Source organism: Kordiimonas lipolytica, assembly GCF_001550065.1.
Genome location: NZ_LRUB01000013.1, coordinates 1 through 23036, shown reverse-complemented (window position 1 = coordinate 23036; position 23036 = coordinate 1). Strand labels below are relative to the sequence as shown.

At 57.1% G+C, this 23036-nt stretch carries 22 protein-coding genes, 1 pseudogene and 1 other annotated feature; of the genes and pseudogenes, 4 read left to right on the top strand and 19 right to left on the bottom strand.

The window, feature by feature from the left end; all coding sequences use genetic code 11:
* Positions 1–36: 36 nt before the first annotated feature.
* From KORM41_RS07205 to KORM41_RS07165, 9 genes are all read right to left on the bottom strand, one after another.
* A complete protein-coding gene (locus tag KORM41_RS07205) occupies positions 37–798 on the bottom strand; it encodes an MOSC domain-containing protein (RefSeq protein ID WP_068146788.1) in 762 nt (253 codons plus the stop codon).
* Positions 799–900: 102 nt separating this feature from the next.
* Entirely contained in the window at positions 901–1470 is a 570-nt protein-coding gene (locus tag KORM41_RS07200) for a hypothetical protein (protein WP_068146786.1), read from the bottom strand.
* Positions 1471–1980 (bottom strand): hypothetical protein, encoded by a 510-nt coding sequence (locus KORM41_RS07195; protein ID WP_156431928.1) that lies wholly within the window; start codon positions 1978–1980, stop codon positions 1471–1473.
* Between the two features lie 16 nt (positions 1981–1996).
* Positions 1997–2809 (bottom strand): LytR/AlgR family response regulator transcription factor, encoded by an 813-nt coding sequence (locus KORM41_RS07190; RefSeq protein WP_068146778.1) that lies wholly within the window; start codon positions 2807–2809, stop codon positions 1997–1999.
* Positions 2810–2872: 63 nt separating this feature from the next.
* Complete coding sequence (locus tag KORM41_RS07185) at positions 2873–3943, bottom strand: sensor histidine kinase (protein WP_197421020.1); 1071 nt, start codon at positions 3941–3943, stop codon at positions 2873–2875.
* A gap of 216 nt (positions 3944–4159) precedes the next feature.
* Positions 4160–5251: an efflux RND transporter periplasmic adaptor subunit gene (locus KORM41_RS07180; protein ID WP_231727197.1), complete on the bottom strand. Its 1092-nt coding sequence runs from the start codon at positions 5249–5251 to the stop codon at positions 4160–4162.
* Positions 5252–5287: 36 nt separating this feature from the next.
* The gene (locus KORM41_RS07175) at positions 5288–8392 is read right to left on the bottom strand and encodes an efflux RND transporter permease subunit (protein ID WP_068146771.1); all 3105 of its coding nucleotides are present in this window, start codon (positions 8390–8392) and stop codon (positions 5288–5290) included.
* Between the two features lie 183 nt (positions 8393–8575).
* Positions 8576–9016 carry a hypothetical protein gene (locus KORM41_RS07170; RefSeq protein WP_068146767.1) on the bottom strand — a complete coding sequence of 147 codons (441 nt, stop codon included), beginning with the start codon at positions 9014–9016 and terminating at the stop codon, positions 8576–8578.
* A gap of 80 nt (positions 9017–9096) precedes the next feature.
* Entirely contained in the window at positions 9097–9633 is a 537-nt protein-coding gene (locus KORM41_RS07165; protein WP_068146764.1) for a hypothetical protein, read from the bottom strand.
* A 108-nt stretch (positions 9634–9741) separates the two neighbouring features.
* Between KORM41_RS07165 and KORM41_RS07160 the strand changes: the two genes are divergently transcribed.
* Positions 9742–10506 carry a DUF1295 domain-containing protein gene (locus KORM41_RS07160; protein ID WP_068146761.1) on the top strand — a complete coding sequence of 255 codons (765 nt, stop codon included), beginning with the start codon at positions 9742–9744 and terminating at the stop codon, positions 10504–10506.
* Positions 10507–10512: 6 nt separating this feature from the next.
* On the opposite strand, the gene KORM41_RS07155 is transcribed toward KORM41_RS07160, so the two are convergent.
* From KORM41_RS07155 to KORM41_RS07130, 6 genes are all read right to left on the bottom strand, one after another.
* Complete coding sequence (locus tag KORM41_RS07155; RefSeq protein WP_068146758.1) at positions 10513–11280, bottom strand: substrate-binding periplasmic protein; 768 nt, start codon at positions 11278–11280, stop codon at positions 10513–10515.
* 92 nt (positions 11281–11372) lie between these two features.
* Positions 11373–12920, bottom strand: a complete 1548-nt coding sequence (locus KORM41_RS07150; protein ID WP_068146755.1) for a sensor histidine kinase — start codon at positions 12918–12920, stop codon at positions 11373–11375.
* A gap of 401 nt (positions 12921–13321) precedes the next feature.
* Positions 13322–13978: a hypothetical protein gene (locus tag KORM41_RS07145; protein ID WP_068146753.1), complete on the bottom strand. Its 657-nt coding sequence runs from the start codon at positions 13976–13978 to the stop codon at positions 13322–13324.
* A gap of 118 nt (positions 13979–14096) precedes the next feature.
* Positions 14097–15515, bottom strand: a complete 1419-nt coding sequence (locus KORM41_RS07140; RefSeq protein WP_197421019.1) for an NAD(P)(+) transhydrogenase (Re/Si-specific) subunit beta — start codon at positions 15513–15515, stop codon at positions 14097–14099.
* 12 nt (positions 15516–15527) lie between these two features.
* Positions 15528–15824, bottom strand: a complete 297-nt coding sequence (locus KORM41_RS07135; protein ID WP_068146751.1) for an NAD(P) transhydrogenase subunit alpha — start codon at positions 15822–15824, stop codon at positions 15528–15530.
* A gap of 1 nt (position 15825) precedes the next feature.
* Positions 15826–16956: a Re/Si-specific NAD(P)(+) transhydrogenase subunit alpha gene (locus KORM41_RS07130; RefSeq protein WP_068146748.1), complete on the bottom strand. Its 1131-nt coding sequence runs from the start codon at positions 16954–16956 to the stop codon at positions 15826–15828.
* Positions 16957–17206: 250 nt separating this feature from the next.
* On the opposite strand from KORM41_RS07130, the gene KORM41_RS07125 reads away from it, so the two are divergent.
* Positions 17207–18676, top strand: a complete 1470-nt coding sequence (locus KORM41_RS07125; RefSeq protein ID WP_068146745.1) for a sigma-54-dependent transcriptional regulator — start codon at positions 17207–17209, stop codon at positions 18674–18676.
* Positions 18677–18695: 19 nt separating this feature from the next.
* Positions 18696–19532 carry a glutamate racemase gene (locus tag KORM41_RS07120; RefSeq protein WP_068146742.1) on the top strand — a complete coding sequence of 279 codons (837 nt, stop codon included), beginning with the start codon at positions 18696–18698 and terminating at the stop codon, positions 19530–19532.
* Here KORM41_RS07120 and KORM41_RS07115 read toward each other — a convergent pair.
* Both KORM41_RS07115 and KORM41_RS07110 read right to left on the bottom strand, forming a co-directional pair.
* Positions 19529–20170 carry a phosphoribosyltransferase gene (locus KORM41_RS07115; protein ID WP_068146740.1) on the bottom strand — a complete coding sequence of 214 codons (642 nt, stop codon included), beginning with the start codon at positions 20168–20170 and terminating at the stop codon, positions 19529–19531. The two genes, KORM41_RS07120 and KORM41_RS07115, sit on opposite strands and share 4 nt — an antisense overlap.
* 30 nt (positions 20171–20200) lie before the next feature.
* Positions 20201–20752 (bottom strand): PAS domain-containing protein, encoded by a 552-nt coding sequence (locus KORM41_RS07110; protein ID WP_068146738.1) that lies wholly within the window; start codon positions 20750–20752, stop codon positions 20201–20203.
* Positions 20753–20851: 99 nt separating this feature from the next.
* On the opposite strand from KORM41_RS07110, the gene KORM41_RS07105 reads away from it, so the two are divergent.
* Positions 20852–21670: an arylamine N-acetyltransferase family protein gene (locus tag KORM41_RS07105; RefSeq protein ID WP_068146736.1), complete on the top strand. Its 819-nt coding sequence runs from the start codon at positions 20852–20854 to the stop codon at positions 21668–21670.
* A 64-nt stretch (positions 21671–21734) separates the two neighbouring features.
* Here the strand turns inward: KORM41_RS07105 and KORM41_RS21540 are convergent, their stop codons facing one another.
* Both KORM41_RS21540 and KORM41_RS07100 read right to left on the bottom strand, forming a co-directional pair.
* Complete coding sequence (locus KORM41_RS21540; RefSeq protein ID WP_269448966.1) at positions 21735–21905, bottom strand: DUF2312 domain-containing protein; 171 nt, start codon at positions 21903–21905, stop codon at positions 21735–21737.
* A 103-nt stretch (positions 21906–22008) separates the two neighbouring features.
* Positions 22009–23036: pseudogene (locus KORM41_RS07100) on the bottom strand (IS3 family transposase); the annotation flags it as partial.
* Positions 22840–22956: a sequence feature (AL1L pseudoknot), on the bottom strand. Its footprint overlaps the pseudogene before it by 117 nt.

Here is a 23036-nt window from a genome sequence, read left to right as displayed (position 1 = left end):
CAAGTTCAGGGTGACATCAGGAGCAACCCATAAGCATCAATCCACAGGCATGAACGGGTCGCCAAGCTTGATAACACCGGCTCTTTCCACCGTGCAGTAGATGCCCATCAGATTGGCGCCAAACTCCTGCTGCAGCACCTTGGGCAGGTTTTGGTCCACTTCCGCGGTCTTCAGGTTCACGTTGGTGGCGTTACAGCGCACGATGGGTTTCATCAGCCTGAGCGTTACATCGCCCGCGGTGAACAGCCTGCCCTTCTCCCAGTCGCGCTCCGCCCAGGCGGGCAAGCCGTCCAGATAGAGGTTCGCGCGGAAGCGAAGCGGATCAAGCGCCTCGCCGACGTGGGTACCGAGCGCCTTCACGCTCGCGAGGTTCACAACAGACAGCACCTTTTCCGGCACGTCTGAAAACATGTGGCCTTCCGCGCTTTCAAGGTGCGGCGCACCCTTTGCGCGGTCACCCATATAGGTTGCCATCATGATATCCAGCCGGTGCACTTCGTCCGGGTCGCGCAAGCTGCCGTGGAACAGCAGCTCGCCGTCCTTCGAGACGGTCATCACGTCGCCTTCGCCGCTGAAGCTGACCTCAAGGGCCGCGAGCTCCGCGTGGGTCATCAGCGCAAGGAATTTGGTTTTCGGCAGATGCTTTGGGGCACCCGGGTCAAACTCGGTATTGCCGTGGCGGATGGCAAAGGCGCGGTCACCCGCAATCGCTCCGCCTGGTTCCAGCTGGGCTGTCTCAAGCCGCTGGCCCGTCAGGCCCTTCACCGGATACCGCCAAATTTCTGCGATTGTGGTCATGTGATTTCCCTTCGACGACCTATTCAGCAGCCTCACTTCACTAAAAGCACTCGAATTATTTGTTTCTAGCAGCGCACTACTATCTGCACGTAAAGGGGGCTTTTAGCGGCGAAACCCAACTCGAAACCTAGCCAACTCAAAACGTTCTTTCTTAGCTGCTTCGGCTGCTTCTTTCTTGCCTAGTCCTTGAGCTCGAAGTTTTTTGGCCGCATATTTTTCGAAAAGTTTCGGCCATTCAGGAAAATCAGCATTCACATCAACGGTGATATAGGACGCCTCGATTCCTTCAGAGGGCTTTGTCGCCACCAATGAGGACTGTATGAAAAAGCCGCCAGATGCCACAATATGATCTATCTGTTGATACTCGTTTTGTAAATCAAACGAAAGGACTATCGACAACTCAACAGGCTGTAGAAACTGTAAAAACAGCTTTGTATCGCGTTTGCGTTTTAGAAACCCCCAAGTTGTACGAACATCGCCTGAAACAGCTTCCCGTCTATGGTGTTCGATCAGGTCATGCAGTTGCGGACAATCAGTTGTATCAACAGTTACGAATGGTACTAGAGCACTATCACCCCAACCAGGGTGCCCCACCAACCCAAAGTTCGTTATTTTGACCGGCACACCATCAAAAACTCTGGATCGGTAGCCAGATAGAGCATACCTAAGCAATCACTTGGTCCTAATTAATTTAAAGCCCAAAGAAGAAATCTGACCTCGTGTATCCCTCACTAGCAACTCGTAGGATTTGGTCTCGTCCTTCTCAATATCATTCAATTTTGAAGCAGAAAATTCAACTTTAAAGCTCTTTTTTTGACCTGCCTCCAGATAAAAGATATCGCCACTGCCTTCATTTTCGCCTTCCTGCCAATCAACCTTATCCGGCTTAAGGATCACAGTTCGAATACTTTCTGAATAGCGCATTATCAGTATTCTGAGCTCAATGTCGCTAATTGAAAATGATCGCGTAGCGGGGTTTGAAATAGAAAGATCAAAGAAAAAGCACTCCTTCCCTCCCTCATACTTCTTAAAATATTCCTCAAGGTATAAATCGACACCCGCCGATGCTTCTTGGATGGCGCGCTTGGACCTAACGTCAGACCTATAGGAATAGAATGCAGACACCCCTGCTATTACAGCCGAAGCACCAGAAACGACCAATGCCAATACCTCAGTTTCCATGACTAGAAACCTATCCCTATAAAAAACGTCCAACCACATCCTTGTAGGACCGGCTGACCTTCAGTTCGGTGCCACCCTCAAGCGTCAGGAAGCATTCGCCGTTCGAATGGGGTTTCACTTCTCGCACCTTATCAAGGTTCACGATGGTGGAACGGTGAATACGCTGGAAAATCTTGGGATCGAGCCGCTTTTCCATGGTCTTCATGGTCTCGCGCAAGATATGCGTTTTCTCGCCTACATGGATGCACATATAGTCCCCCGCCGCGTCGATATATTCCACGTCAGAGACACTAACGATGGTGATATGGCCGCGGTCTTTGATGCGCAGGTGCGGATCGAAGCGGTCATCATGGCTTTCCACCGGCTGTTCCAGAATAGCGGTCAGCGCCTCCTTCGACGGCTCGTCCATGCCTTCGATCAGTTCCACCAGTTTGGCGTTCTGTTCAATCGCCATACGCTGGCTGATAGCCTCGCGCACGCGGGTGATGGCTTCCGCCAGACGGTCTTCCTCAACCGGCTTCAGAAGGTAATCAAGCGCGTGGGCCTCAAACGCATCGAGCGCATATTGGTCATAGGCGGTGACGAACACAACAAGCGGGATTTCCGCCTCGCCCACCAGCGAGCGCAGGACCGAAAAGCCGTCAAAGCCCGGCATCTGGATATCCAGGAAAACCAGATCCGGCTTCATTTCCTTGATGGATTTCACCGCTTCCCGCCCGTTCGAGCAGGTGCCGATGATCTCGATATCGTCGAATTTCTCAAGCCTGATCTTCAGGCCGCGCAGTGCCAGTGGCTCATCATCCACAAGAATAGTGCGTATTTTCCCCATGTTCCTACCCCGGTCAGTTTTGCTGCGAGCTCTGTGGTTGGAAAATCCGGCCCGCTTTGAAGTTTAAGTTTGTTTCTTTCGTTCGCAAGGAATTTCGATAAAGATACCAAGGCCTTTCGGCTCCAGGTTTTCCAGCATGATCAGGTGGTCTGGCCCGTAAATCTGGTGCAGGCGTTCCTTGGTGTTGGTAATGCCCACGCCCGAACCCGACTGACTGACGATATTGTTGAGGTCGTCTATTCCCGGCCCGCTGTCCTTCAGCCCGATCTTCAGCCAGCCGTTTTCCACACGCGCTTCCACCTTGATGGTGCCGCCATCGATTTCCGGTGCGATGGCATATTTGATGGCGTTTTCAATAAGCGGCTGCAGCAGAAGACTTGGGATCAGTGCGGACCGCGCCTGTTCATCGATATCAAACTCCACATTCAGCCGGTCTGAAAAGCGGACCTTTTCAATCTCCAGGTAAAGCCCCAGCGCGTGCAGTTCCTGATCCAGCGGGATACGCTGCGTTGGCTGGTTCACCAGCGTGAAGCGCAGGAAGCTTGAGAGCTTCGTCAGCATCTTGTTGGCGTCCTCTTCGGACTTCTCAAGCACGAGGGTGGAGATGGCATTCAGGGTGTTGAACAGGAAGTGCGGGTTCAGCTGGTAGCGCAGCATCTTCAGCTGTGCCTGGTGCGCCATGGCCGTTGCCTTCAGCGCCTGCTCCTTCTGTTCCTGCATGCCTGTATAGAAATGGTAGCCGAAATAGATGGCCGACCAGGCAAAGAGCGTCGTGGCTTCAAACATGGCATTTGAGAATAGCCCAAGCCCGGAAGCCTGCGAAAAATATGGGATCAGGATCGGCCCGAGTGACACCTCGATATAGGAATACATGAGCCCAAGTGTGGCACAGGTTATGACCACAAGCGGCAGCAGCAGCGGCAACGACCAGTCCTTGGCGAACCGGTATAGATAGCGCAGCCCTGTTGTCATGGTCAGGCCAATCAGGATCGCCACCAGAATCAGAATGGAATAGAAGCGCAGGTCAAACCCGATCGCAAATGCAGTGAAGGAACGAACAAGGCCGTAGCCTGTCCAGCCCAATATCTGGAAAGTCCAGAACGTGCGTTCTTTGGTCCCAAAGAAACGATCCATGTCGGCGGCAGCCCCCTGATTTGCCTTTTGGCGTTTTTCTTCTTCGAGGACTAAATCAAGAAGCCCCGGCACCTCAACGGGACCGGTTCTCCGGTCATCCGCTGATTGTGCAGGGGCATTATGGGACCCGTTAGGGGCTTCGCCAACAGGCTTTTTGGGGCCAACACTGTTTTTTGGCTTTTTGTCCATATGGCTACTCGGAACAGGTGGGCGCCCTTAGCGCCCACTTGCGAGGTTCACACCGCCGCGCAGTTCAACCGCCTGGCCTTCGCGCAGGCGTTCACCGCCGCGCACCACCACGCGGTCCCCGCTTTCGATGCCACCGGTTACAGCGACAAAGCGGCCTGTGGCAGCACCTGTGGTCACCATCAGGCGCTCAGCCGTATTATCTTCCTTCACACGGAACACATAAGTGCCTTCGCGGCGAAGTACCAGCGCGTCGCGCGGCACCGCCACCACCTGCTCGGGCGTGTTCGCAGGCACGCCAACCTGCAATGCCGCACCTACCACATAGTGGCCGCTTGCAGGCAGACTGACGCGAAGTTCCATGCTGCGGCTCAGCGCATCACCCACAGGCACCAGGGCCCGGATTTTCGTGTCCGCCACAAGCTGATCCTCACGGATCACCACCTTCTGGCCGTCATTCAGCACGCGGGCAAGCGTTACCGGCGCCTGAGCGGATACTTCCAGATGCTCGGTATCAACCAGACGCACAATCTGGCGACCGGGGGAAGAATATTCACCAATCTGCGCGAGGCGCTCCACCACGCGGCCCGGGAACGGCGCGCGCACTTTGGTGCGGTCCAGATCAATCTTCGCCTGTTCCACCGCTACGCGGGCCTGGGAAAGCTCCTCGCGGGTCATGGCAAGGGTGCTTTCAGCCTCCTCAAGGCGGCTGGACGGAATATTGTTGTTGGCCGCCAGTTCCTTGAGGCGCTTCAGGTCGCTTTCCAGATACTGGATGCGAGCTTCCAGACGCGACACCTGGCTTTTGTTGCGCGCGAGAGCCAGCGTCTGGTTCCTGTCGTCAATCTCGGCGATCACATCGCCTTCCTTAAGCAGCGTGCCTTCGCTGGCGATCCAGACAACGCGGCCTGCGATTTCGGCAGAGATACGGCTGTCGTTCAGGCTGACCACCGTGCCCGGCAGGTAGGTTTGCGGCGCCATCATCTCATTGCTGGCTTCCGCCACTTCCACAAGCGCTGGCGGCATCTGGCGCTGCTGGGCGCTGGCGGCACCGGTGAACAGGCTTGCGGCGGCAAGAACCGCCACAAGGGTTCCTTTCAGGGGGATTTTGGCTTTTGCCATTGTCATAGTCATCTCTCAGTTCCTCGCGTTTTTATTTTATTCAGCAGGGTGCAATGTGCGGCCGCGCAGGCGGGCGAACAGGGCCCCGATCATGCCCAGTTCCTTGAACCGCAACAGACACGGCAGCAGAACCAGGGTAAAGATGGTGGAAACGGCCATGCCGCCCACGATTGTGGTGGCCATGCCGCGGTAGATGTCGCTACCCGCACCGGGGAACAGCACCAGCGGCAGCATGCCCATGATGGATGTCAGCGTGCTCATGAAGATCGGCCGCAGGCGAAGCGCCAGAGACCGCTCTACCGCTTCGTCACGGGTCAGCCCTTCGGCTTCGCCCGCCCGGGTCTGGGCCACCAGCAGGATGGCATTATTGACCACCAGGCCCAGCAGGATGATGAAGCCGATCATGGTCAGGAGATCAAGCGGCGCAAAGGACACCAGGTTCAGGAGGCGCAGCGCCAGCACACCGCCAACTGTAGCCAGCGGAATGGTGATCACCACAAAGATGGCGTCCTTGGCGGACTTGAAGAGCGCCGCAAGGATCATGAACAGCAGGCCCAGGGCCAGCACGAAGTTGAGAGCCAGCGAGCTAACGGCCCGCTCAAGCGAATCTGCGCTGCCGCCATAGCTGATGGTGCCGTCAGTCGGCATAAGGGGGCGAAGCTCAGGCTCAACCTTGTCCTTCAGCACTGCGATCATGTCTTCAAGCGCCATGCCTTCGGGTTGGTTGATATTGAGCGTCACGGTCCGCTTGCGGTCCACGCGCTGGACAAAGCTTGGGCCCACGCTGCGTTCGATCGATACAAGGTCACCCAGCAGCACCGTGCCACCACGCGGCGTGGCCAAAGGCACACTTTCAAGCGCTTCGGGCTCCGCCCAGTCCTGCGACTTCAGGATCATGTCCACACGGCGTTCGCCGTCGAAATGTTCGCCAAGCCACAGGCCGTCACCAAGCGCCCGGATGATGCGCGCAACGTCACCACGGGTATAGCCGACTTCAGCCAGGCGGCGGTCGTTGGGCACCACTTTCAGCTCAGGCGACACCACATTCGGATCCGGGTTCGGTTGTGCGCGGGCACCCGGCAGGTTTTCCTGCACCAGCTGCATGGCTGTCATGGTCGCGTCCCTGAGGCCGTCCAGATCACGCGACTGCAGGTGCAGCTGCACAGAGCCATTGCCACCGAAGCCGCCGAACAGGTTGCCCTGCTGGCCGAAAGCAAACACATCCGGGAAGCCCACGAGGATTTCCTCATTCACCAGCTTCTCAAGCTCTTTGACCTTGTTCTGGTCCTTCGCGCGAATGCCCAGTGACCCACCCTGTCCATTCGGGAAGGTGATGAAATAATAGTTCCTCAGCGCCGGTTCCTTTTCACCCGACATATAGGGCTTCAACCGGTCAACGATGACGCTGACAATCTCGCGTTCGATGGTTTCTGTGTTGGCGCCAGACGGGAAGGAGACGAAGGCGTCAACTGCGTCCCGTTTCACCGGCGGCAGATAGTTCATGTTGGGCAACAGGCTGTAGCTGAGGCCAACCGCACCCGCCATCAGGCCCACGATCAGACCCACGCGGCGCATGGGTGTGCCCGTGAGACGCATCAGCTTGCCCGAGAAACGCTTGGCTCGCGCGCCAGCGGCCTCGTTGGCCGGAAGCTTCTTGAGCCAGGCTTCTGCCGCCACAGGCAGCACAGTAACCGCCACGATGAGCGACAGGCCAACACCAATGGCGATCGTCAGTGCCAAGTCGGCGAACAGCTGGCCTTCCACGTCCTTCAGGAACAGGATCGGCACAAAGATAGCCACGGTTGTGGTGGTGGAAGCCAAAAGCGCACCCCACACCTGCCCGGCCCCCAGCAGGGATGCGATGCGTGGTTTTTCGCCGCGCTCGCGAAGTCGCACGATGTTCTCCAGAACCACGATGGCAGCATCAAGCACCATCCCTGTAGCAAAGGCGAGGCCCGCAAGCGAGATCACATTCACCGTGCGCCCGAACATTGCCAGCACGATGATTGTGGTCAAAAGGCACACAGGGATCGTAAGTGCGATCAGAAGCGTGGCGCGCATCTGGCGCAAGAACCACCACAGCACACCCACCGCCAGCAGGATGCCGATCACCAGGTTGGTGGACAGCAGGTTGATCGCACGCTTGATAAAGACCGACGGATCGAAGGATTTTTCAATCGCGATGCCTTTTTCGGCCAGCATGCCGCTGTTCATCTCATCCAGCTTTTCGGTCAGGCGATCAATGGTGGCAAGCACGTTGGCGCCACTTTCGCGGATCACGCGCATACCCACGGCCGGGTTGCCGTTCTGGTACACCACTTGGCGCGCGTCTGGTGGCGCCACTTCAACGGTGGCGATATCGCCAAGGGTGATCGGACGCCCATCGCGCCAATCCAGGATCTGGGCGCGCAGTTCCTCGGGCTCGTACCGGCCCTGGAAATTCAGCATATAGCGCCGACGGCCCACCTCAAGAAAGCCGCCTGAGCTGTCGACCGTGCGGCCCACAAGACGCGCGATGGCATTAACATTAATGCCCAGTTCGGCAGCCCGGATGGCATCAAATTCGATGCGCAGTTCTTCGCCAAACCCCGCGCCTGCTTCCACGGAAATATCGGCCACGCCTTCAACGCTTTCAAGCTGTGGCACCACCTCGTCCTGGATGAAATTGACATACTGGTCCTGCGGCAGCGAGCTGCCGTCGCGGAACTGTGTGAACAGATAGATCAGCGTCTCACCCGTCGGGTTGCCGCCGTTCATCAGGATACGTGGCCGATCCGCATCTGCCGGTAGGGGCGGCAAGCGGTTGATACGGCTGATCACGTCGATCAGCGTGCGGTCCATGTCTGATTCAAGCGCGAACTCCAGCGATACAAAGCCGAAGCTGTTGTTCGAGAAGGTGCGCATCTCCTCAAGGCCCGGGATGCCTTGCATCACCTCTTCAACGGGCTCGATGATCTCTGATTCGATCTCAGACGGGCTGGCGCCGCGCCAGAACACTTGCACGGCCAATTGCGGGCGCTCAATTGCCGGGAACAGCTGCACAGGCAGTTTGGTCAGCATCACGGCACCCAGTACAAGCGCCATGGCAGCCACCACGATGACAGCCGCCGGATTCTTCAGGCTTTTTTCTGTAAGTTTCATGGAACGGGTTTCCTCGCGTCGTATCCATTTATATCGTTACGACACGGTATGACCTGTTATATTATAATGCGGAATGTGAATGCGACGGGACGCCATTCGCCTGCGACAAAACGCAAAAAGGGGGCCTGAAGCCCCCGGATTTCCTAAACTTTCGCTTAAATAAGCACTGGATGAGAGACTCAGTTACTCGTCATTCTTGTCCGACTTTGGTTTCTTCTGCCATTCCTCGAACTCGCCAAGACCACAGCTGCCCCACTGACGCCCAAAACTGTCGAGTACTGTGATGATCTCCGACTTACACAGTTGGGAAATCGAGGTGCTGTACATAAAGCGCTCTTCCCGCGCCAGACTGATGCAGCGATGCGGCATCCTGTTCATATAGGCCTTTTTGCCGAGCCCATGGAAAAAGATGGTCTGATCGTCGATAATCTGCGAATCCCGCAGGTACCGGAGCGGCACGCAGTGACGCGTTTCGCCCGTTGGCTCATATTTTTCAAGAATGCGCTCAAGGCGTTTTTCGCCCCGCGTCTTTTCTTTTTCACCGTCATCGTCCGCAGACGTCGTGCCGAAAGAAATCGCGAGTACTGCTACTAATGCCGCGGAGAACAGGGATTTTTGTTTCATTTTCTGTCTCACCTTTCGTCTCATTTCACGGCTACCCTACCAAGGGCTGTCTGAACAATTGCTGAACAATTTTTAGGGCTTTAGTCAAGCCCTTCAAGCTCTCTCTGCATGGCCACCCGAAGGTCCGCCCCCAGATTTGCAAGCGCGATCTGCTCTGTCCGCCCCACCTTTGTGAGCGTGTCATCAAACGCCAGACCATGCACCTGCGCCAGTTGCAGCAAGTAGGCAACAAAGGCGTCGGCGCGTGCCTGGATAATCCAGCGGAATGGCCCGGTTGGGACATCGCGACTTTCGCATAACCTCACAAATTCATGCACTAGATGCGGCAGAAGCGTGGTGCCAATACGGCGAAGACCAGCACAGAAAGCAGCGAAAGGGGGCAGCTCTTCTTCCGGCGTATCGTCTTCCAGGTCTTCTTCCTGCTGGCAGGAGGCGACAGCTTCAAGCTGGCTGACCATGTCCTCGAGCTCGCGATCAAGCGCGTCTGCAATATCATCCGCCAGCTTCTGCTGGTTGGGGCTCAAAATAGCACGGCCGGAGGCTTCCAGCCCCCGTAGGCTGGCACCCAAAAAATCGATAATGGTTGCCTGTTCTGTCACATCTGATCCTTGTTCCAACCCGTTTTCCTATACATGGTGCAGCCGCCCGCGCCAACAAACTTCGGATTTTTGATCGATTTGACATAGAATTTCGTACACTGTCCGAACACACCCTGGGGAGCACGAATGACCGACATCTATTTAACAGGCGCAACCGCTCTTGCCGCCAGCCTTCTGGCCCTTTGGATCATCAGCATCTTGCGCGGGCACGTGAGCTTCATCGATGCCTTCTGGGGTACGGGATTCCTGATCGCAGCGGGCGCGGGCGCGACAACACTTCCCGCCCTTGGCCCCGCGCAAACGCTGGTACTAGCTCTGCTGGCGGCCTGGTCTGTGCGGCTTTCCGTCTATCTGTTCAGGCGCTATCTGGCCCATGGCGAAGACCCGCGCTATGTGAAAATCATCGGCGCCCGCACAGGCGTCAGCCGCCATATATTCACGGCCTGGTTTGTCTTCGGCATGCAGGGCGCGCTTATTCTGGTCATCGCAGCACCGGTTATAGGGCTATTGGCAGAACCCGCGCGCGGCCTTGACGGCTGGGCCTACGCGGGAGCGGCTCTTTGGGCCCTCGGTGCCTTCTTTGAATGGGTGGGCGACTGGCAGCTTTCACGCTTCAAGGCAGACCCTTTGAGTGAAGGCAAGGTGCTGGACACTGGCCTTTGGGCCTGGACGCGGCACCCGAACTATTTCGGCGATGCCTGCGTCTGGTGGGGCCTATGGCTGATCGGCCATGACCTGACGCTAGTGTTCACGCCTGCGCTTATGACCTTCCTCCTGATGAAATGGTCGGGCGTACCGCTTCTGGAAAAATCGCTGAAGAAGCGCCGGCCCGATTACGCGGATTACATCAAGCGCACCAGCGCCTTTTTTCCAAAGCCGCCTAAAGGCTGACAGGCGTCAGCGGCAAGGCCCGTCGGGGCAGACCGGCCCCATGCGCAATAGTTCCCGGTTCAGGCGGGCCAGGGCTTCCCCATCCGTTGACTTGGTGCACCCGATATAGAAAAAGATATCGTCCTGCATATCCGTAAGGTCCGCGATGATAGCGAGCTGATCCCCAAGGTTATATTGCACGATCAGATGTTCAACAGTCGGCTTGGTCACGATCAAAAAATCACCAACACCGGCAGCGAGATTCCTGAGAGTCCGCGGCGTGGAAGTGGAGGCGACCATAAGGTCCCGGCCTTTGAGAAGCGGATCAACATAAGGCCCGTAGGATGTATCCACCTGCACGATTCCCTTAAGGCGGGCATCATCCAGAAGGCTCACAAGAGACCGGTGGCCCCCGATCCTTTTATCGGATTTCCTGACCACCACGACCATGCCATAATCCTTGCCGATGGCTTCGGTGAATACAAGAAATTCGCGCCGGGCCTCGGTGGCGAACAAAGCCGCTGCACAGACATTGCCAGGCGCACGCTTCAGAAGCGCCATCTGGTTATACCAGGGCATATAGCTCCATTCCAATTCGACATCAGCGCCCTTCGCCACCGCTTCAAGGTGATCAGCCAGATAGCCCTGCGCCCCATCGGATGAGGCTGTCACATAGGGTGCTAGGTCGGCATAAAGAAGAGTCAGCTTGTTATCCCCGGCATGCGCAGTGCCAGCATTTAGCGTCACAGCACACAGCAGGACAGCCGGTGCAAACAGTCTGGTAAGAAAATCCAATATTCATTCCCACCCAAATCAGGACCCCACATCAGTCTAAGTCCCGGTTCTTGCCAAAAGGTTTATAGCCTCCAGGGAGCCCAGAAAGCCCGTCAGTCCGGCACGGAGACAGAGTGCGTGGGAAAGGTTAGCGTGATTTCCGTACCCACACCTTTTTCCGACGCAATATCAAAACCACCACCAACCAGCGCCATAAAACGCACCACAAGCGGCAAGCCAAGGCCAGTGCCCGCGTGTTTGGTGTGGACGCCGCCGCGCACTTGCCCGAAGAGCTCCAGCGCCTTCGTCAGTTGGTCTTCCGTCATACCAATGCCGTTATCCTTCACCGTGAGAGCACACCAGTCCCCGTTCGACGAGCTTGAGAGCTCAACCACACTGCCTTCAGGGGAAAACTTCACGGCGTTCGAAAGGACATTCAAAAGCACCTGGCGGGCGATCCGCTTGTCTGTATAGACATTGATTTCAGGGACATCGCAATTGACCTTGATGTCTTTTTCATCCGCCAGCGCGCGCACCAGTTCACAGCTGGTATTCACAAGGTCTCGGATATCAACATCTTCCATGAAGATGTCATACTTGCCTGCTTCAAGCTTCGACATATCAAGGATGTCATTGATGACGGCAAGAAGGTGCGCGCCGCTTTCCCGGATCAATTGAACATATTGCTTGTTCTTCTCACCCTCCACCTTGCCAAAAATCTCCAGCTGCAGCATTTCGGCAAAGCCGATAATGGCATTCAGGGGTGTGCGGATTTCATGGCTGGTGGAAGCCAGAAAATCCGACTTGGCTTTGTCCGCCGCCGCCACACGCTCCACGACAATACGCACGCGCCTGAGGAAAATGCGCACCAGGACTGCGACAATGGCCAGCATCAACAGCGTGGGCCAAACCAGGGTGATCAGCATGTTGCGCCCGGCGTGCGTGGCGGCCCACGAAAGGTAAGCAGCCTGCCCTTCAGAGGAGGCCAAAGCCAGTGGGATAAATTCCTTGTCGGTCGGCTGTTCGGTATGGAACTCGATTCCCTTGAGGGAATATTCGCTCTCTAGCTCGGCTATAATGTTTGGCGTTATCTCGGAAACGAAAACAAGCGACGGTCGAGCCTCTTCGAAGAAGTCCTTACCAACGTCAGACCGGAATCCAAGGCCGGTGGTAACCATGCTGGCCCCGAAAGCGAACAGGCGTTCATTCGCAACGACAAAGCCACTAACGCTGGCAGGTGTATCAATTTCAGGAAGCTCCAGTGACCGGACGGCATCCGCAAGCCCGGCCCCCAGCAGCTCGCCAGCGGGCGGGAGCCCGTTCTGGACCTGGCTGAAGATGACCGATCCGTCAGGCGCCATAACAAGAACACCAACCACAAAGCTGTAGGTATAGGTGGTTTCTGCGATGGACTCCTTCACCCATCTCTCGTCGTATTCCAGAACGACATTTTGAACGGCATCGTCCCACCAGGCATTATCTTCTGCGAGCAGCTCCAGCCGACGGAGATATTGGTTCATAACGGAATGAAATTTCTGGCGTTCACCAGCAATGGAGGTCTTGTCCTGTTGATAGGCAAGGAAGCCGGCGAGTGCGACATACCCCGACATACATAAGAACATGGCAATGAAGATCGGCCGAACGAATTGCCGAACATCCATGAATGCTTCCCTTCTGCCCCCATCTTTAAGGATAGCGCAGAAGCTGCGTCATGGATATCAACGTTTGGGTTTGCAATACACAACCATTAAGAGTTTTTTCAATGAAACTGCGGCAACACCCCATGTCGGCCATATGCTGCATTATTTCATTTTTGCAATTGATTATTAATATTATTTATGGGATAAGATCATCAGCAAGGCGGAACCGGATGCCCCGCCTTGTCTGCGTCGGTCCTGACAGCGGCGCTTTCCTTGGCGGGCGGCCCATGATTGGCCCTAACTTCTCCTGCGGCTGCCCGCCCCTAACTTCCCGAGAGACTTTCTTCTGACCAGTCACGAAAAAGCCGCCCCAGCCCCGGGGCGGCTCTCTCATTACTATCGGAAGCGATCTGGCCTGCTGCCTAGCGGTCAACGATCACCAGGCCAGGTGCGTCATAGTCCGGGTACAGCTTCTTCAGCGCCTTTTCGGTAAATTCAGCCGCAATGGGGCCAACCCGCGTGGTCACCGCCGCCTTGCGGTAAGCATAGTCCGGCCCCGTATAGCTGCGACTGGCGGTATATTCGGGCACTGGTGAGACCCAGATATAATGTTCAGCCACCACATTGCCGTCCTTGTCCAGCACGGTCACATCACCGCCTGCCTGCGTGTTCCTGGACCGAAGCGCCGCCAGCGAAAACGACTGAATCTGAAGTTTCTTGATCCTGACCTTCACCGTGCCGTCAAAAGCCGGGTCGGCTTCCTTGATACCGCGCTCCATCATCGCCTGAAACAGCGCAGGCACGTTATAGTCCTTAATATCCGGGAACAGGCGCTCGTTGCCCCATTCGGTGCCGGCATAAAGGCTGACGTTCAGTTTGGCATTCGGTGGCAGGCCGCCGCGCGTTCCTTCCGTGCGAAATTCGCGGAAGGCTTCCTCGCGCCTGGTGTCGATATCATTGATACGGTCCATCTTGGCTTGCAAGCGGTCAGAGAAGGTTACCTCCACGTCAGCCAGCGCTGCTGAGCCGGGCATCAACAGGGCTGCGGCTGTCGCTACCGTCATCATCAGATTTTTCATGCTAAACCCTTTCGTCTTGTCCTTGCCAAAACCTTATGACGCCATCGCTGAACCGTGCCTGAACAACAAAGGCCGCCCATTTCCAGGGGCGGCCTCTTTTCTAACGCGTTAGTGGCCTCTAATGGAAGCCCTTGACGATTTCTTCTACCATCTTCTTGGCGTCCGCAAACAGCATCATGGTGTTATCGCGGAAGAAGAGCTCATTCTCCACGCCGGCATAGCCACTGCCCATGGAGCGCTTGATGAAGAGGACCGTCTTGGCCTTTTCCACGTCCAGGATAGGCATGCCGAAGATCGGGCTTTGAGGGTCCGTCTTGGCAGCCGGGTTCGTCACATCGTTTGCGCCAATCACGAACGCCACATCAGCCTGCGCGAACTCGCTGTTGATGTCTTCAAGCTCAAACACTTCGTCGTACGGCACATTGGCTTCCGCCAGAAGCACGTTCATATGCCCCGGCATCCGGCCTGCCACAGGGTGGATGGCATATTTCACTTCAACGCCTTCGTCCTTCAGCATGTCGCCCATTTCCTTGAGCGCGTGCTGCGCCTGCGCCACCGCCATGCCGTACCCCGGCACAATGATCACTTTGGAAGCGTTCTTCATGATGAAGGCCGCGTCGTCCGCGCTGCCCTGCTTGACAGGCCGCGTTTCCGCAGCACCCGCCACAGCCAGGCCACCGTCACCGCCGAAGCCGCCAAGGATCACGCTGATGAAGGACCGGTTCATGCCTTTACACATGATGTAGGAAAGGATGGCACCGGATGACCCCACAAGCGCGCCGGTAACAATCAGCGCCGTGTTCGCCAGCGTGAAGCCGATGCCCGCAGCCGCCCAGCCAGAATAGCTGTTCAGCATGGAAACCACCACTGGCATGTCCGCGCCGCCGATCGGGATGATCAAGAGGAAGCCGATGATGAAGCTGAGGGCTGTGACGATCCAGAAGATGTGCACGCCTGCGATCTCAAGGTCTTGGTCCACCACGAACATGGCGATACCGCCCACAATGCCAGCACCCAGCAGGATGTTGATGATATGCCGCGCGGGCAGCATGATCGGCGCGCCGGACATATTGCCGTTCAGCTTGGCAAAGGCGATCACAGAGCCCGAGAAAGTGATGGCGCCAATGGCAATGCCCAGGCTCATCTCAATCTTGGAGGCTGTGTGGATATGACCCATGGCATCCGCGATCCCGAAGGATGTGGGGTGCAGGAAGGCGCTGGCCGCCACCAGAACGGCCGCGAGGCCCACAAGGCTGTGGAACGCTGCCACAAGCTGGGGCATCTGAGTCATGGCGATCTTGCGCGCGATCACGAAGCCGATGGCCCCACCAATAACAATCGCACCGATGATCCAGTCATAGGAGACGATCTCGGGGTTCATGATGGTCGTCACCACCGCGATTACCATGCCGATTATGCCGAAGATATTACCCTGGCGGCTGGTTTCAGGAGACGACAGCCCTCGAAGGGAAAGGATAAAAAGAACAGCTGCCACCAGGTAGGCAACGGCTGTGAGGTCCACATGCATTTGTGTCATATGCCAGGCCCCCTATTTCTTTTTCTTGTACATGGACAGCATTCGCGCCGTAACCGCGAAGCCGCCAAAGATATTGACAGCAGCAAGCCCGATGGCGATGGCCCCAAGGATCTTGGAGATCGACATGGCTTCCGGTCCAGCGGCAATGAGTGCACCCACGATGATCACGCTTGAGATGGCGTTGGTAACGCTCATCAGCGGCGTGTGCAGGGCGGGCGTAACAGACCACACCACATAATAGCCAACGAAGATCGCCAGCAGGAAAACAGAGAACTGCTGGATAAATGGATTTACGATGATGTCATGCATCTTATTTCTCCCCCTTGAGGCGCTCGTTCACAACGGCACCGTCCTTGGTGACAAGCGACTCGCGGATGATCTCATCCTCGAAGTCGAACGCAAGTTCGCCTTCTTTCACCATGGGTGTAATGAAATGAACCAGGTTGCGGGCATAAAGTGCGGAAGCATCCGCCGCCAGGCGTGACGGCACATTCCTGTGCCCCACGATCTTGACACCATGCGCTTCAACCACTTCACCGGGTTTAGAAAGTTCGCAGTTGCCGCCCATCTCGACCGCCAGGTCAACGATCACGCTGCCGGGCTTCATGCTTTTCACCATCTCTTCGGTGATCAGCTTCGGCGCCGGACGGCCCGGGATCAGGGCCGTTGTGATGGCCATGTCCTGCTTGGCCAGCGTTTCAGCAATCAGCGCCGCCTGCTTGGCCTTGTATTCGTCAGACATTTCCTTGGCGTAGCCACCGGCGGTTTCAGCCGCTGCGGTCTCTTCGTCCTCCACCATCACGAACTTGCCGCCCAGGCTTTCAACCTGTTCCTTGGCTGCAGGACGCACATCTGTGGCGCTGACGATTGCCCCCAGTCGCTTGGCCGTCGCAATGGCCTGAAGGCCAGCAACACCCGCGCCCATAACCATAACGCGTGCGGGTGGCACCGTGCCGGCGGCGGTCATCATCATCGGGAAGGCCCGGCCGAATTCAGCCGCACCGTCCAGCACGGCCTTATAGCCGGCAAGGTTCGATTGGGATGACAGCACATCCATAGACTGTGCCCGCGTGATCCGCGGCACGAACTCCATAGCGAAGGCCATCAGGCCCGCCTTGGCGTAGGCGTCAAGCCGGTCGCGCTCCACGAACGGGTTCAACACAGCAAGCTGGGCCGCGCCTTTTTTCACGTGCTTGGCATCCGCCGCCTCAAGCCCCTGCACGGAAAAGATGACGTCGGCATCCTTCACTGCAGCCTTGAGGTCCTTGGCGATGGAAGCGCCAGCCTCTTCAAACTGTTTGTCTGGAATGGAGGCGCCTTCTCCGGCGCCTGCCTCGATGATGACCTCGAACCCGAGGCCGATCAGTTTCTTGACTGTTTCGGGGCTGGCCGCAACGCGCTTTTCCGCGTCTCGCCGCTCCCGAAGGACCGCCAGTTTCATAAGCAGTTCTCCCTGAACTTTTTAAAGACAACAAAACAGGCACTTCAGCACTTGAAACTTATATTTCTGGTTTGCCCCTCTCGAGCTGCCAGAGCCTTGAAACGGAAGGGTAGCGCAATTGCGCGTATGAGCAACATTATTTCTTGTGATGATGATGTGAAGAGAAAGTGATTGGTAAAATTTTATGATTACCACTTTGTTAACAAGTGTCCTGAAATGATACAGTTTGATTCGGTGGCAGGGGCATAAAGTGGCAAGCGAACGCGTTCTCATAGTCGAAGACGAAATCACCCAGATCACACTCCTGGAAGGCATTGTGACGCGGGCAGGTTTTGGCGCTGAAAAATGCATGAGCGGTCAGGAAGCCATAGACCGGCTGATGGACCGCGCTGCCCCTAAGGTCGATGTCGTGCTCTTGGATTTGGTCATGCCCGGCATGGACGGTATTGAGGTTCTCAATGCCATCCGCCCCAAGTTCCCCGCCCTCCCGGTTGTCATGCTGACAGCGCACAGCTCCATCACCACAGTGGTGGACGCCATGCGCGCCGGCGCCAATGATTTTATCGTGAAGCCCGCAAGCGCCGAACGTATCCGCACAGCGATAGAGGCAGCGCTGAAGACCAGCTCGCTCGTGGGAGAAATCGGCCCCATGCGCGATCAGATGGCTGGGCACGCCACCGGCGTCGGTTTCCAGTCCCTTGTGGGCACATCTGAGAGCATGCAGCGCGCGGTGGGCCTGGCCAAAAAAGCAGCCAAGGCCGCCATTCCAGTATTGATCGAAGGCGAAAGCGGCGTGGGTAAGGAAGTGTTCGCAAACGCCATCCATGACGCCAGCGACCGTTCGGGCACGCCTTTTGTGGCCGTAAACTGTGGCGCCATCCCGGAAAACCTGGTGGAAAGCATCCTGTTCGGCCATGAGAAGGGCGCTTTCACAGGCGCCACGGAAAAACGCATCGGTAAATTCCAGGAAGCCGACGGCGGCACCCTGTTCCTTGATGAGGTGGGCGAGCTGCCGCTGGATGTGCAGGTGAAGCTGTTGCGCGCGATCCAGGAGAAAGAAATCGATCCCGTTGGCGGGCGGCAGTCGATCAAAGTCGATATCAGAATTATTTCGGCAACGAATCGAAACCTGGCAGAGCGCGTCGCCACTGGTGCCTTCCGCGAAGACCTTTATTACCGGCTGAATGTTTACCCCATTCACCTGCCGCCGCTTCGTGAACGCAAAAGCGACGTCCCGGCGCTGACCGAACATTTCCTGGACCAGATCGCCGCCATGGAAGACATGGCGCGCAAGCAGGTCTCAACGGACACGCTGAGGCTTCTTGAAAGCTACGATTGGCCGGGCAACATCCGCCAACTTCAGAATGCCCTGTTCCGCGCGGTGATCCTTTCGGACAGCGACATCCTGACGCCAGCCGATTTCCCGCATCTGCAGCCCAACGCAGGCGCTGTGCCCACCCTTCCTCATTCCCAGCCCGCTACTGTGCCTGGTTCTGCTCCTGGGCCCGGCCCTGCCACACAAGCGCCACAGGCAGATGGCATGCTGCTGGCGCTCGAAAGCGGTGACGGCCATATCAAGCGGTTCGATGAGCTGGAAGCGGAGATTATCCGCAAGGCGCTTGAAAGGTACGACGGTAAGATGGCCGAAGTCGCACGAAGGCTTGGCATTGGCCGGTCAACGCTGTATCGAAAAGTAGCTGAATACGGTCTCGACACTTAAGCAAAGGGCGCACGCGCTGATGATTGGCGTTTTTGATTCCGGCTCGGGCGGGCTCACCATCCTTGAAGCCCTGCATGAAGCCATGCCAAACCAGGATTTCCTGTATCTGGGCGACCATGCCAACGCGCCATACGGGCACCGGTCGAACGAGCAGATCGTGGACATGACGCGGGACTGCATCGAAACCCTTTTTGATGCGGGCTGCGACCTTGTCATTCTGGCCTGCAACACGGCAGCCGCCATCGCCCTCAGGACCCTGCAGCAGGATTGGCTGCCGCAAGCTCACCCAAACAAGCGTATCCTTGGCGTTCTTGTGCCGATGGTGGAGGCGCTGACCGGTGTGCCCTGGAGCCAGGAGCATCCGAACGGGGGCAAGCCAAAGGACCGTTCGATCCTTCTGTTCGCCACGCGGAAAACGGTGGAGAGCGGCTCATATCTTGATGAAGTGAACAAGCGTGCCCCGCATGTAGCCCTGGTACAGAAGGCCTGTCCTGGCCTAGTGGACGCGATTGAAGGCGGTGCCGGGCAAGCGCCCATGCGCGGCCTGATTGACGGTTTTGTGGGCGAAGTGCTGGCAGAAGTGCCTGCGCCAGATGCTGCCGTGCTGGGCTGTACCCATTTCCCGCTGGTACGGGACTATTTCCGTGACGCCCTGCCCGCATCGACAGAGCTTCTGTCCCAGCCCGACATCGTCGCGAAATCGCTGAAGGACTATCTGGCGCGGCATCCGGAATTCCAGAAAAGCGGATCAGGCCATGTTCGGCTTTTGACAACCGGCAGGCCAGAGGATGTCACTATGGCGGATGCCTACCTGCCAGAAAAACTCCGGCACTTTGAGGATCACACCAGCGTCTAATTCGCGCGGTAACTGGCCAGGATGTCGGCGACCTCTGCCGTGCTGACCTGATCAAAAATCCGGTAGTGCGCCCCAACGGCGCGGAAATATTCAGGCGTTTCAAGGCAAATGACATCATCCACAAGGCGGCGCATCTCAAGCACGACCTCAGGCGGCGCAACGGGAACCGCCAGACAAATGCGTTTCGCACCGCCCGCGCGGATGGCTTCAATCGCCGCCTTGACGGTGGCGCCTGTGGCGATGCCGTCATCCACCAAAATCACCACGCGGTCACGTACATTCAAAGGGCCGTCGCCCGCGCCCATCTCAAGCCGCCGTTTTGCCATGGCCCGCAGCATGTCGGCGGCCGTGCTTTCCAGATAAGCGTCAGAGATATTGAAGAAGGTGACGACCTTCTGGTTGCGCACCAAGTGCGGCGGATTTCCTTCCGCCACCGCGGCGGCGGCCAATTCCGGCTGGCCCGGCGCGCCCAATTTTCGCACCTGCAGGATATCAAGCGGCGCGTTGAGCGCATGTGCTACCTCATAGGCCACAGGCACACCGCCACGCGGCAGCCCGATTACCAGCGCATCCTGCCCTTCAAACGCCTGAAGGCGTTCGGCGAGCAGTTTTCCAGCCTCTGTCCTGTCATGAAACATGGCGCATTTTACCGCGGATCAGCGGATGGTTCAAATACCCTCAGGCACGCCGAAACCGATGTCGATATAATCGATATGGGCCACATCCAGCGTTTTAATATCTTTGGGTTTGCCAAACCGTGAGAGCAGCGGTTCCGATTTCGCAACCGAGATAATGCCGATCAACCGGTCGATCTTGCCACTGCGCCCTTTAAGCGGATACATGGAGCTTTGATAAAGGCGCTGAAGGCCGTTTTGCCCCACCAGCGTTCGAACATTGTAGCCGCCGCAGGGCACATCGGTGATGTTGGAATAAAAAGTGTCCATGGGATCGAACATGTCTTCGTCCCAATATTCGAACAGATTTATGCCGGTGAAGCTGGCCTGCAAAACCTCGTCTACCGCGCTGCCGATAATGGTAGGCACCAGATGCCGCGGCCCCTGCCGTTCCGCCATCGCAATCCAGGGCAACATCGGCTTGATATCGGATGGATGAACAGCCGAGCGTTGCGGAATGGCGCCGCCTGCATCCTGCATCAGGCCGCGATAATATTTTAACAGCTTTTCATGAGCCGGAGGAAGAGACACAATAAGGGTGGTCACTTTATAAGTTGTTGCCCCATCAGGATTCAGATTGCCAATCTATGGGGCCCGTGTCCATGCCGTTTTTGGCACAAAGGCAAACAATGTGAGAATGCCCCCATGCAACTGGATGCCTATCTAAAACGTATTGGATTCAATGGAATACCACAGGTTGATCTTGAGACATTCCAGCGCATCCACCGCCTGCACAGTGACGCCATCGCGTATGAGAATCTGGATGTGCAGGCCGGTGTGCCCATCGGGATCGACGTGCCTGATGCGTTCGAAAAGATCGTCGGGCGCGGGCGCGGCGGCTGGTGCTATGAAATGAACGGCCTGATGGGCTGGGCCCTGGGCCAGATTGGCTTTTCCGTCACACGCGTGGCCGCAGGTGTCAGGCGCGCGCTTCTGGGGGACGAGATGGTCGGCAATCACCTTGCGCTTCTGGTGGACCTTGAAGGCGTGCGCTATCTGGCCGACGTCGGCTTTGGGGACGGCATGGTCGAGCCAGCGCCGCTCAAGGAGGGCCCTTTCAAGCAGCGGCAGTGGCGGTTCGCCCTTGAAAAGCTGGACGACCGCTGGTGGCGGCTGCATAACCACCCGGACGGCGCGGCCCCATCGTTCGATTTCACCGAAGAACAGGCCGACGCCGATCTGCTCGCCAGAAAGTGTCAGCACCTCCAGAGCTCGCCAGAGTCAGTATTCGTGCTGAACGCTGTGTGCCAGCGGCACTTCCCGGACCGGCTTGAGATCATGCGGGGGCGGGTACTGAAAACCATCCGCGCGGACGAAAGCCACAAACGCACGATCGCGGACCTTGATGATTACCGGGAGACGCTGAAGGCGCTGTTCGGGCTTGAGATCGAAGGCCTCGACCCTATCTGGCAGAAGGTGCTGGCGCGCGACGCGGAACTGACTGCTGAAGCCCGCCAGGGATAACCCGGCCATGAAAAAAGGCGCTGAAACCAGCGCCTTCTCAACACTTCAGCAATAAAGCCAAAGCCTATTCGTCGTCGCCTTCGCCTGGTGCGGCTGGTGCGGCTTCCGGCATCTGGCCGCCTTCAATGGCGTGCAGGTAAACGTCCAGAAGCGCTTCCTGCTCCTGCCGGTCTGCCTGATCCATCTTGCGGATGGCGATAACCTTGCGCATCACCTTGGTGTCGAAGCCTAATATATACTGTATCTTTTTGTATCATTATTTAGCAGTCAGCCCATTGCTATTTTGGAAGGGGCCATGCTGAACCGCCCCGGGATTGTCGGAGGCAGGTTGGTTTAAGTTAAGCGGCCATGGGGCGTTCGTCCAGCATGGCGTAGTAATTTCTCTCAGCCTCGGCAGGTGGAATGTTGCCGATTGGCTCCAGCAGGCGTCGATGATTGAACCAGTCGACCCATTCAAGCGTCGCAAATTCAACCATCTCAAATGACCGCCACGGCCCTCGCCGATGGATGACTTCGGCCTTGTAGAGCCCGTTGATCGTCTCGGCGAGTGCGTTGTCGTAACTGTCCCCGACGCTGCCAACCGATGGTTCGATACCATCTTCTGCCAAGCGTTCGGTGTATCGGATCGAGACATACTGGCTGCCCCGGTCACTGTGATGGATAAGCCCGCCTTTTCTTGCTGGCCTGCGGTCATGCAGAGCCTGTTCAAGTGCGTCCAGCACAAAGCCCGTATGTGCCGTCCTGCTGACCCGCCAGCCAACGATGCGCCTGGCAAACACATCAATGACAAAAGCTACATAAACAAAGCCCTGCCATGTGGCGACATAAGTGAAGTCAGACACCCACAACATGTTGGGTGCCGGGGCATGGAACTCGCGGTTCACTTGGTCAAGTGGACAAGGGGCTGACTTGTCGCTAAAGGTGGTGCGAACAGGCTTGCCTCGAATGGCGCCTTGTAGCCCCATCTCGCGCATCAGACGCTCGACTGTGCAGCGGGCCACATGAAAGCCTTCACGGCCGAGTTGACGCCATATTTTGCGGACACCGTAGACCAGAAAGTTCTCCTCAAAGACACGGGCAATCTCCGGCTTCAGTGCCATATCGCGCTGTGCCCGTGCAGACAGAAGTGACGGGTCACGGCGACAGGCCAGATGGTGGTGGTATGTGGATGGGGCGATCTGCAGCAAACGACAGATCGGCTCGACCCCATACAGGTCCCGGTGCTCGTCGATAAAACTGATCAACGTCTCAGTGGGCGGTCGAGCTCCGCCTGGGCAAAATAAGCCGATGCCTTGCGCAAGATCTCGTTGGCTTGCCTCAGTTCCCGGTTCTCCCGTTCAAGGGCCTTCAGCTTGTCGGCAACCTC

Excerpts from the sequence above, each read along its gene's own strand:
- KORM41_RS07130 (WP_068146748.1), bottom strand. The coding sequence starts at position 16,956 with ATGAAACTGGCGGTCCTTCGGGAGCGGCGAGACGCGGAAAAGCGCGTT.
- KORM41_RS07160 (WP_068146761.1), top strand. The coding sequence starts at position 9,742 with ATGACCGACATCTATTTAACAGGCGCAACCGCTCTTGCCGCCAGCCTT.
- KORM41_RS07190 (WP_068146778.1), bottom strand. The coding sequence starts at position 2,809 with ATGGGGAAAATACGCACTATTCTTGTGGATGATGAGCCACTGGCACTG.
- KORM41_RS07180 (WP_231727197.1), bottom strand. The coding sequence starts at position 5,251 with ATGGCAAAAGCCAAAATCCCCCTGAAAGGAACCCTTGTGGCGGTTCTT.
- KORM41_RS07175 (WP_068146771.1), bottom strand. The coding sequence starts at position 8,392 with ATGAAACTTACAGAAAAAAGCCTGAAGAATCCGGCGGCTGTCATCGTG.
- KORM41_RS07205 (WP_068146788.1), bottom strand. The coding sequence starts at position 798 with ATGACCACAATCGCAGAAATTTGGCGGTATCCGGTGAAGGGCCTGACG.
- KORM41_RS07185 (WP_197421020.1), bottom strand. The coding sequence starts at position 3,943 with ATGGATCGTTTCTTTGGGACCAAAGAACGCACGTTCTGGACTTTCCAG.
- KORM41_RS07120 (WP_068146742.1), top strand. The coding sequence starts at position 18,696 with ATGATTGGCGTTTTTGATTCCGGCTCGGGCGGGCTCACCATCCTTGAA.
- KORM41_RS07135 (WP_068146751.1), bottom strand. The coding sequence starts at position 15,824 with ATGCATGACATCATCGTAAATCCATTTATCCAGCAGTTCTCTGTTTTC.
- KORM41_RS07105 (WP_068146736.1), top strand. The coding sequence starts at position 20,852 with ATGCAACTGGATGCCTATCTAAAACGTATTGGATTCAATGGAATACCA.
- KORM41_RS07145 (WP_068146753.1), bottom strand. The coding sequence starts at position 13,978 with ATGAAAAATCTGATGATGACGGTAGCGACAGCCGCAGCCCTGTTGATG.
- KORM41_RS07170 (WP_068146767.1), bottom strand. The coding sequence starts at position 9,016 with ATGAAACAAAAATCCCTGTTCTCCGCGGCATTAGTAGCAGTACTCGCG.
- KORM41_RS07195 (WP_156431928.1), bottom strand. The coding sequence starts at position 1,980 with ATGGAAACTGAGGTATTGGCATTGGTCGTTTCTGGTGCTTCGGCTGTA.
- KORM41_RS07150 (WP_068146755.1), bottom strand. The coding sequence starts at position 12,920 with ATGGATGTTCGGCAATTCGTTCGGCCGATCTTCATTGCCATGTTCTTA.
- KORM41_RS07115 (WP_068146740.1), bottom strand. The coding sequence starts at position 20,170 with ATGTTTCATGACAGGACAGAGGCTGGAAAACTGCTCGCCGAACGCCTT.
- KORM41_RS07140 (WP_197421019.1), bottom strand. The coding sequence starts at position 15,515 with ATGACACAAATGCATGTGGACCTCACAGCCGTTGCCTACCTGGTGGCA.